Source organism: Streptomyces sp. 8K308 (assembly GCF_004348315.1).
GTDB lineage: Bacteria > Actinomycetota > Actinomycetes > Streptomycetales > Streptomycetaceae > Streptomyces.
Map to the genome: position 1 here is coordinate 1 of NZ_SMKC01000283.1, position 9,328 is coordinate 9,328.

Consider the following 9,328-nt stretch of genomic DNA (forward strand, 5'->3'; position numbering starts at 1 on the left):
GCGTCCGGGGTGGGCAGGGGGAACGTGGTCACCTCGCCCGAGGCCGTGATCCGGCCGATCGCGTTGGCCTGGTTGAGGCTGAACCACAGGGCGCCGTCCTGGCCCGTGGTGATGAGGGAGGGGCCCGCGCCCACGGGGAAGCGGTCGACGCGGCCGTCCGGCGCGAGGCGGCCGAGCTCGCCGGCGTGGACCAGGGTGAACCAGACGGCGCCGTCTGGCCCCACGGTGATGCCGTAGGGGCCCGCGGCCGGTTCCGAGACGGTGATCAGGGTTGGCATGTGATGGTCTCCGGGCTTCGGCGGTGGGCGTTCAGAGCGTGAGTTGGGGGCCGTGCCAGCGGCGGCGCAGCCGGCGGTCGTGGCTGACGACGAGCAGCGCGCCCGGGTAGTCGGCCAGGGCGGCCTCCAACTCCTCGACCAGGGCGGGCGAGAGGTGGTTGGTCGGCTCGTCGAGCAGCAGCGCGTCGGCCGGTTCCGTGACCAGCCGCGCCAGGGCGAGACGTTGGCGCTGCCCGGTGGAGAGGTCGGTGACGCGCGCGTCGAGCTGCTCCGGGCGGAACAGGCCGAGGGCGAGCAGCCGTTCGGCGTGCTCCTCGGCGAAGCCCGGGCGGCCGTGGGCGAAGGCGGCGAGCAGGGTCTGGCCTGGGCGGCCGGGCGCCGGCTCCTGGGGCAGGTGACCGATCCGGCCCCGGCGGGCCATGCTGCCCGCGTCGGGCGCGAGTTCGCCGGCGAGGACGCGCAACAGGGTGCTCTTGCCGACGCCGTTGGGCCCGGTGAGCAGCAGTCGCTCGCCCGGCCCGAGCGCCAGGGTGGTCGGGGCGAGGCGGCCGGTGACCGCGACCCCGGCGGCCGTGAGCGTGCCCTCCGGCGCGGCGTCGGCGCGGTGCGACGGGGCGGTGAAGCGCAGCGGTTCGGCCGGCGGCGGCACCGGGTCGGCGAGCAGCCGGCGCAGCCGTTCCTCGGCGTTGCGCACCCTGCTGGCCAGCGACTGCTCGACGCGGCCGCCGGCCCGGTCGTACGCCATCTTGTTCGCGTCCCGCATCGCCCGGCCCGGGGCGACGCGGCGGGCGGTGGTGAGGGTGGCCTCGCGGAGCCGGTCGACCTCGTCGCGCCAGCGCGCGTGCGCCTGGGCCTGGCGCTGCCTGGCCGCGGCGCGCTCGGCGAGGTAGCCGGCGTAGCCGTTGCCGTAGCGGACGATGCCGCGCCGGTCGGCGTCGACCTCGATGAGCGTGGTGGCGACGCGCTCCAGGAAGTCGCGGTTGTGGGAGACGGCGACGGTGGTGCCACGGCGCGCGGTGAGGTGGTCCTCGAGCCAGGCCAGGGCGGCGTCGTCGAGGTGGTTGGTGGGCTCGTCGAGCAGCAGCACCTCGGGGGCGGCGGCGAGAACGGCGGCGAGCCGCAGCCTGACCTGCTCGCCGCCGGAGAGCGCGCCGACCGGCCGGTCGTGGGGCAGGCGGCCGAGGCCGAGGCCGTGCAGGGCGCGTTCGACGCGTGCGTCGGCGTCGTAGCCGCCGCGCAGCTCGAAGACGGTGAGCAGGTCGCCGTACTCGGCGAGCCCCGACTCGTCGCCGTCGGCCATCGCGAACTCCAGCCGGCGCAGCCGGGCCTCGATGGCGCGCAGCTCACGCAGGGCACGGTCGACGACCTGTCGCACGGTGCGCCGGGGCGGCAGCGCGGCGTCCTGGGCGAGGTATCCGACGCCGCCCTCCGCGTGGAGGATGACCTCGCCGTGGTCGGGGCGCTCGCGGCCGGCGAGCAGCCGCAGCAGGGTGGTCTTGCCCGAGCCGTTCTCGCCGACGATGCCGGTGCGCTCGCCGGCGCCGAGCGAGCAGCTGACCGAGTCGAGGACGACCCGGCCGTCGTAGGACTTACCGACGCCGAGCGCGGTGATCTGGGTGGGACGGGCGGTGGGACGGACGAACATGCGGGTGCTCCGAGGCGTTCGAGTGCGAGGCGGTGGCCATGACCTGGGGAACGCTTCGGTTGAGCACGATCCACTCCATTACTGCGACGACAGTTGCATTAGGATGCTGCCATGAAGACGGCCGAACGAGCAAACGCATTGCTGGCATGACGGCCACAGCCCGCCGCCCCGGCGGCCGCGCGGCCCGGATCCGCGCCCAGGTGCTGGCGGCGGTACGCGCGCTGTTGGTAGAGCGGGGCTACGACGAGCTCACGGTGGACGCGGTGGCGGAGCGGTCCGGCGTCCACCGCACCACGGTCTACCGGCGGTGGCGGGACGTGGGCGGCCTGCTGGCCGACGTGCTCGGGTCGGCGCGCGACGACGACTGGCGGCCGCGCGACACGGGCTCGCTCGCGGGCGATCTGACGGCGCTCAACGACGAGGTGCGGGCGGCGCTGATGGAGGAACCGCCGCTCACCATGGCCATGATCGCCGCCTCGTTCCGCTCCGAGGCGGCCGCGACGGCCCTCGGGCGGTTCTGGGAGGACAGGTACGCGCGCTGCGAGGTGGTGGTCGACCGGGCCGTCGCGCGCGGCGAGGTGCCGGCCGGAACCGACGCTCGGCGGCTGTTGCTCGCCGCCACCGCGCCGGTCTACCACCGTCTGGTGCTGCTGCGGCTGCCCGACGACCCCGGGTTGCCGGCGGACGCGGCGCGCGCCGCCGCCCTCGCGGCCGCGGCGGGCGCCTTCGACGGGCCGGCCGGGGCCGGCCCGTCCGTCAGGCTGCCGTGATCAGGAAACCTTGATCAGGGGAACCGCGATCGAGAGGACCGCGATCAGCCGAACTGCCGGGGCTGGCCCTGCTGCGGGTAGGGCTGGGCCATCGGCTGCGCGCCGGGCTGACCACCCGGCTGCGGCTGGCCCGCGAAGGGGTTGCCGCCCTGGGCCGGCGCTTGCGGCGGGGCGGCCTGCCCGGCGCTGGCCAGCAGGTGCTCGGCGTTCTCCTTCGACACCTCCTGCGTCCCGCCGCAGAAGGTGCACTGCAGGGTGTGCTTGGACGGGGCGATCGGGAAGAGCGGGATGAAGAACAGGGTGAACTTGGTGACGCGCTTGCGCAGCGCCTGCGCCGAGGGGTTGCCGCAGAAGTTGCAGATCAGGTTCAGCATCGCCAGCTGAAAGACCTTGGTGGTGGAGCCGAATATGAGCACGCGAGAACTCCGGTTGCGTACGTACCAGCGATAACTATGACCCCAACAGGACACCATCCACGCCCGCGTGGTTGCGGCCGCGGGGCCTCCTTTGCCCAATCGTGACCAGCCTGCCGGGTGTCCCACGCCCGGCGGCGTCCGGTGAGCTCCGGCGGGGCTACGCTGACCCCGCGATCGAGGACGGCGCCACCGACCGGGGCAGCGTGACCACGGTGCGGCGGATCGGCGAGACCATCCGCCGGCCGGTCGGCGCGTGGACGCCCGCGGTGCACGCCCTGTTGACCCACCTCGAGTCGGTGGGCTTCACTCGCGCTCCCCGGGTGCTCGGCACTGAAGGCGGCGACGAGGTGCTGTCGCTGCTGCACGGCGAGCCGGCGTTCACGCCCTGGCCGCCGGCCCTGCGGTCGACCGCCGGAATCAGCGAACTGGCCTCCTGGCTGCGCGACTACCACGACGCCGTCCGGGACTTCCGGCCGCCCGCCGACGCCCGATGGCAGGGCCAGGAGGACGAGTGGCGGCCCGGCATGATCGTTCGCCACGGCGACCTCGGCCCGTGGAACTCCGTCTGGAACGGCGACCGACTCGCCGGCTTCATCGACTGGGACCGCGCGGCGCCCGGCCATGCCCTCGACGACCTCGCCCAACTCGCCTGGTACGCCGTGCCGCTGCGTCCCGTAGAGCAGCGAAGAAGAGCGACGATCCCCGGGTAGCACGCCACGCGGAGCCGCCTCGACGCCCTGTGCGCCGCCTACGGGGCGCGCCCGGCCGCGGTTCTCGACGCGCTGGACGCCCTCCAGGCCCGCGAGGCCGAGCGCATCGACCGGCTCGGCCGGCGAGACCACGAGCCATGGGCGACGTTCCTCGCCCGCGGCGACGCGGCCGAGATGCTGGCCGAGCGTTCCTGGCTCCGCTCGGAACGCACGATCCTCCCCGCCGACTCCGGCGACTGAGCACCGCTTCCCTGGGCAGCCCTCAGACCGCGGGCAGGTGGTCGGTCGCGCCGTACTCGACGAGCCGGAGCCGGCCGCCGTCCCCGACCCAGCGGGAGATCGAGGCGTTGGGCACCGGCTCCTCGTCGACCGGCGGCGGCGCGCCGAGGCCGGCCGCCACCTGGCGCACGGCCGCCACGACCGCGTCATGGGCCACCAGCAGCACCCGACGGCCGGCCGCCGCGCCGGCCAGCTCGGCGATCAGGTCACGCACCCGCAGCACCACGTCGGCCAACGACTCGCCGCCCGGCGGCCGGTAGTGCCAGTCACCGAGGCGGGCCCGGCGCTCGGCCTCCTCGGGGGCGCGGTCGCGGATCACCGCCTCGGGCAGCAGGCCGAAGGCGCCCATCTCCCGGTCCCGCAGCCGCTCGTCCACCAGCGGCGCCGGCCAGCCGCCGCCGGCGGCCTCGGCCATCAGCGACCAGGTGCGCCGCGCCCGCAGATAGGGCGAGCTGAGGACGAGCTCGGGGCGGCGCCCAGGCGCCAGGGCCGCCAGCCAGCGGCCGAGCGCGAAGGACTGCGCCCGGCCGGCCTCGGTCAGCGGGACGTCGGCGTCGCGCGGCTCGGGCGGGATCACCACCGGGCCGCCGCGCCGCGCCGTGGCGAAGAGCACGTTGGCCGTGCTCTCCCCGTGGCGGACGGCGACCAGCTCGGCCAGCGGGTGGCGGGGCGGGATCGGCGCGGCGGCCGGCTCCACCGTCAGTCCCGGGAACGGGACTTGAAGGCCGCCTTGCGGGCCTGCTTGGCCAGCTGCTTGTCCGGGTGGAGCCGGCCCACCGCCTCGAGCACATCGGCGGTGGCGGGATGGTCGGTGCGCCAGGCGCGGTCGAAGAAGCCGCTGTGCTGGTCGGCCAGGTCGGTCACCAGCTCGCGCAGCTCCGGCGCGTTCTCCACGATCTCGGCGCCGCCGAGCTGCGCGGCGAGGGTGTCGATGGTCAGCCAGAAGACCATGTCCTCGGCAGGCGGCGGTACGTCGACGACGCCGTGCTCGGCGAGCCAGACGCGGGCCAGGCCGCCGAGCTCGGGATCGGCGAGCACCTCGCGCAGCGCCGGCTCGGCGCGGCCGTCGAGCATGGCAAGCACCAGCTGGCAGCCGAGCCGGCGGCCCGGGCCCGCCGGATCGCCGCCGCGCGCGGCCGCCAGCAGCTCCCGGGCGGCGGACAGCGGCTCGCGGGCGGCCAGCCACAGCTCGGCCTCGTCGTGCGCGGCCGTCTCCGGGCGGTACGGCAGGGCGGCGAGCAGCGCCGCCGCTTCCTGGTCGGCCAGCTCGCCGACCAGCGGCGCGGTGAGGCCGGCCTCGATCATGCGGCGGCGCACCGCGTGGAGCCCGAGCGTCGTCAGCCTGGCCCGGCCGTAGCGGGTCAGGTCCTCCGTGTCGTCGACCTCGACGTCGTCGCTCTCGACCGCCTCGCCCTCCGCCTCGGCGAGCACCGACTCGTCCACCGGCTCGTACTCCAGGAGGCCGGTGCTGACCAGCGCGCTGAACTGCTCGTCCAGCTTGAGCACGGCGGCCGACAGCTCGTCCATCACGGCCTCGGACAGCTCGTCCATGTCCTCGGGGATCACCGAGGCCGCCGCGACCATCGGCAGCGGCACCATGCTGGCGGCCTGTCCCGAGTCGTCGGTGAGGGCGAACAGGTAGAGGCTGCCGAGCGCGGCGTCCAGGAAGTCGGCCTCCTCCTCCGGGTCCCAGTCGAGGGCGTCAAGGTCGACGGTGGACGGGTCGATCGACGCGCCGCCGTCCTCGCCCGGGCCGCCCGGCAGCTCGCCGAGCAGCTCCTCGAAGCTGGGCGTGGCGACCTCGGCCAGCACCGCGTCCAGGCCCTCGGCCCAGATCTCCAGCACGTCGGCCGGGCGCCCCTCGGTGAGTTGGGCCAGCTCGGGCCCGGGCGCGGCGGTGCCGGCGACCACCTCGCCCCCGTCCTCGTCCCCGGCGCCGCCCTCCGCGGCTTCCGGGTCCTCGAGCACGACGACGAGGCCGCTGTCGACCGCGAAGTTCCACGCCTCCGCCGCCAGCAACTCGCCCTCCTCGTCGGCCTCGAGACCGAGCACGGCCACCGCGGAGCGCAGCCGCTCGGCGGGCAGCTCGCCGCCGGCGCCCACGGGCACCTCGGGAGCGGCCCAGCGGGCGAGGCGGGCGGCGCGGGACAACAGCGGGGCGGCCAGGGCCTCTCGGGCCAGCTCGGCCTCCGAGGGCAGCCGCACGGGCGGCATGACGGGACGCTCGTCAGCGGTGTTCACCATCGCTCCTCATCGAAACCACGGATGGCCGTCCCCCAGCCTAGATGAGGCGCGGGTGTCCCCGTGACGGCTCATCAGCATTGGCGCCGGGCCCGTGCCCTGCCGGGGTGTGGGCGGCGATTAACCGGAACGTCTCCGTCCCGATCCCCAGGGGGCGTTGACAAGGCCCGCCCCGCTGCGGGAGCTTGACGCGCGTAGAGCCGGTCCTGGAGGAAGGCTCCGCCGCTACCGCCCTGGAGGGTCCCTTGTCCGCCTCAGTCCGTCCACGCCACAGATCCGCAGCCGTGGGGGCGCTCGTCGTCGCCGGCCTCTGCTCCGCGCTGCTGGTCAACCCCTCGCACGCCGAGGAGCCGGCCGACCAGGGCGCCCTCGCGGCTCCCCGGGTCCACGACATCCAGGGCGACACCCGGATATCGCCCTACGCCGGCCAGCAGGTCACCGACGTGCCCGGCATCGTCACGGGCGTGCGCACCTACGGCTCGCGCGGCTTCTGGATCCAGGACCCGACGCCGGACGACGACCCCGCGACCAGCGAGGGCGTGTTCGTCTTCACCAGCTCCACGCCGCGCGTCGCGGTCGGCGACGACGTGCGGGTGTCGGGTCTGGTCGGCGAGTACTACCCGGGCGGCGAGGACATCGGCGGCCAGTCGGTGACCCAGATCTCGCGGCCCACGGTGACCGTGGTCTCGTCGGGCAACGAGCTGCCGACCCAGGTCACCCTGGACGCCGACGACCTGCCGCAGCGCTACGCGCCGGCGGGCGACCCAGCCGAGGGCGGCGACATCGAGGGCCTCGCCCTGCGTCCGAACCGCTACGCCCTCGACCTGTTCGAGTCCCTCGAGGGCATGACGGTCGCGGTCGAGAACACCGCCGTGGTCGGCCCGAGCACCCCGTACTACGAGCTGTGGGTGACGCTCGACCCGCACGCCAACCGGACGGTGGGCGGCGGCACCAGGTACGCCTCCTACGCCGACCAGAACGCGGGCCGGCTGAAGGTGGAGTCGCTGGTTCCGGTGGCGCAGCAGCCGTTCCCGCGGGCCGACGTGGGCGACGTGCTCGCCGGCACCACGGTGGGCCCGCTGGACTACGACGAGTTCGGCGGCTACCTGATCGCCGCCCGCGAGATGGGCACGGTGGAGCCCGGCGGGCTGACACCCGAGAGCACCAGGCCGCAGCGGCGGGACGAGCTGGCCATCGCCACCTACAACGTGGAGAACCTCAACCCGGGCAACGAGCAGTCCAAGTTCGACCGGCTGGCCGAGGGCGTGGTGACCCACCTGGCCTCCCCCGACATCCTGGCGATCGAGGAGGTGCAGGACAACAGCGGGGCGGCCGACGACGGGACCGTGGCCGCCGACGAGACGCTGCGGCGGTTCGTCGACGCCATCGTGGCGGCGGGCGGGCCGCAATACGAGTGGCGCGGCATCGACCCGGTGGACGGCGAGGACGGCGGGCAGCCGGGCGGCAACATCCGCACGGTCTTCCTCTTCAACCCGGAGCGGGTCTCCTTCGTCGACCGTCCCGGCGGCGACTCCACCACCGGCACGGAGGTCGTGAAGCGCCGCGGCCGGGCCGAGCTGACCGCCTCCCCCGGCCGCGTCGACCCGGGCAACTGGGCCTGGGAGGACAGCCGCAAGCCGCTGGCCGCCGAGTTCTCCTTCCGGGGCGAGACGGTGTTCGTCATCGCCAACCACTTCACCTCCAAGGGCGGCGACCACCCCCTCCACAGTCGCTTCCAGCCGCCGGTGCGGTCCTCCGAGGCGCAGCGGATCGCGCAGGCGCGGGTCGTCAACTCCTTCGTCCAGGACATCCGCTCCGCGCGGCGGCAGGCCCAGGTCGTGGTGCTCGGCGACATCAACGACTTCGAGTTCTCGCCGACCACCAGGGCCCTGACCGAGGACGGCGCGCTGCGGAGCGCGGTGGACTCGCTGCCGCCCGACGAGCGCTACACATACCTGTTCCAGGGCAACTCCCAGGTGCTCGACCAGACGCTGGTGTCCCCTTCGATCAGGCGCTTCGACTACGACATCGTGCACATCAACGCGGAGTTCGCCGACCAGGCGAGCGACCACGACCCGCAGGTGCTGCGCTTCGAGCCCTGACAGGACCACGTGATTACCGGTGGCCGAGGGCGGCCGGAGGGGTGCAGACTGCCCGCATGTCCACTCCCCCCTTCGGCCGCTGCGCCGCCGCGATGATCACTCCCTTCTCCGCCGACGGCGGTCTCGACCCGCATGGCGCCCAGCGGCTCGCCACGCACCTGGTGGACCGGGCCGGCTGCGACGCCCTGGTGTTGAGCGGCACCACGGGCGAGTCGCCGACCACCACGGACGCGGAGAAGTCGACGTTGGTGCGGGCGGTGGTGGACGCGGTGGGCGACCGGGCCAGGGTGGTCGCCGGGGTGGGCACGGCCGACACGCGCCACACGGTCGCCCTCGCGGAGGCGGCCGAGAAGGCGGGCGCGCACGGGCTGCTCGTGGTGACGCCGTACTACTCGCGGCCGCCGCAGGAGGCGATCGTGGCGCACCTGCGGACGGTGGCCGACGCGACCGAGTTGCCGGTGATGCTGTACGACATCCCGGTGCGGACGGGCGAGGGCACGGCGCTCACGGTGGACTCGCTGCGGCGGCTCGCCGAGCACCCGAGGATCGTGGCCGTCAAGGAGTGCACCGGCGATCTGCTGAAGTCCGGCCTGGTCATGGGCTCCACGGGGCTCGCCTACTACTCGGGCAGCGAGGAGCTGAACCTTCCGCTGCTGGCGCTCGGCGCCGTCGGCTGCGTCAGCACGGTCGCCAACGTGGCCGGCCGCCAGGTGCGGGGGGTGCTCGACGCGTTCGCCGCGGGCGACACGGCGCTCGCGGCGAGCCGGCACCGGGCGCTGCTGCCGCTGGTGGCGGCCATGATGCACGGGGTCCCCGGCACGGTGAGCGTCAAGGCGCTCTTCCAGGCCGCCGGCCTCCCCGGCGGCCCCGTCCGCCCGCCCCTCCCC

At 74.8% G+C, this 9,328-nt stretch carries 8 protein-coding genes and 1 pseudogene; 4 read left to right on the forward strand and 5 right to left on the reverse strand.

Going from position 1 to position 9,328, the window contains the following annotated elements; translation table 11 throughout:
- Both E1265_RS28170 and abc-f read right to left on the reverse strand, forming a co-directional pair.
- Nucleotides 1-278: pseudogene (locus tag E1265_RS28170) on the reverse strand (virginiamycin B lyase); the annotation flags it as partial.
- A gap of 31 nt (nucleotides 279-309) precedes the next feature.
- Complete coding sequence (gene abc-f / locus E1265_RS28175) at nucleotides 310-1,923, reverse strand: ribosomal protection-like ABC-F family protein (RefSeq protein WP_132933815.1); 1,614 nt, start codon at nucleotides 1,921-1,923, stop codon at nucleotides 310-312.
- Between the two features lie 146 nt (nucleotides 1,924-2,069).
- Here abc-f and E1265_RS28180 point away from each other — a divergent pair, with 146 nt between their 5' ends.
- Nucleotides 2,070-2,693 carry a TetR/AcrR family transcriptional regulator gene (locus E1265_RS28180; RefSeq protein ID WP_207931242.1) on the forward strand — a complete coding sequence of 208 codons (624 nt, stop codon included), beginning with the start codon at nucleotides 2,070-2,072 and terminating at the stop codon, nucleotides 2,691-2,693.
- 44 nt (nucleotides 2,694-2,737) lie between these two features.
- Here E1265_RS28180 and E1265_RS28185 read toward each other — a convergent pair whose 3' ends face one another.
- Nucleotides 2,738-3,109 (reverse strand): zinc-ribbon domain-containing protein, encoded by a 372-nt coding sequence (locus E1265_RS28185; protein WP_132933817.1) that lies wholly within the window; start codon nucleotides 3,107-3,109, stop codon nucleotides 2,738-2,740.
- Between the two features lie 101 nt (nucleotides 3,110-3,210).
- On the opposite strand from E1265_RS28185, the gene E1265_RS28190 reads away from it, so the two are divergent.
- On the forward strand, nucleotides 3,211-3,819 hold the full coding sequence (locus tag E1265_RS28190) for a phosphotransferase (RefSeq protein ID WP_207931243.1): 609 nt from the start codon (nucleotides 3,211-3,213) through the stop codon (nucleotides 3,817-3,819).
- A 262-nt stretch (nucleotides 3,820-4,081) separates the two neighbouring features.
- Here E1265_RS28190 and E1265_RS28195 read toward each other — a convergent pair whose 3' ends face one another.
- Complete coding sequence (locus E1265_RS28195) at nucleotides 4,082-4,795, reverse strand: histidine phosphatase family protein (RefSeq protein WP_243741167.1); 714 nt, start codon at nucleotides 4,793-4,795, stop codon at nucleotides 4,082-4,084.
- Between the two features lie 2 nt (nucleotides 4,796-4,797).
- Nucleotides 4,798-6,342, reverse strand: coding sequence for a hypothetical protein (locus E1265_RS28200; RefSeq protein WP_132933818.1), 1,545 nt, complete (start codon nucleotides 6,340-6,342; stop codon nucleotides 4,798-4,800).
- 281 nt (nucleotides 6,343-6,623) lie between these two features.
- On the opposite strand from E1265_RS28200, the gene E1265_RS28205 reads away from it, so the two are divergent.
- Together E1265_RS28205 and dapA are read left to right on the forward strand one after the other, a co-directional pair.
- Nucleotides 6,624-8,441: an endonuclease/exonuclease/phosphatase family protein gene (locus E1265_RS28205; protein WP_347877255.1), complete on the forward strand. Its 1,818-nt coding sequence runs from the start codon at nucleotides 6,624-6,626 to the stop codon at nucleotides 8,439-8,441.
- 56 nt (nucleotides 8,442-8,497) lie between these two features.
- Nucleotides 8,498-9,328, forward strand: an 831-nt coding sequence (gene dapA, locus E1265_RS28210; RefSeq protein WP_132933820.1) for a 4-hydroxy-tetrahydrodipicolinate synthase, incomplete at its 3' end; no start/stop codon positions are given.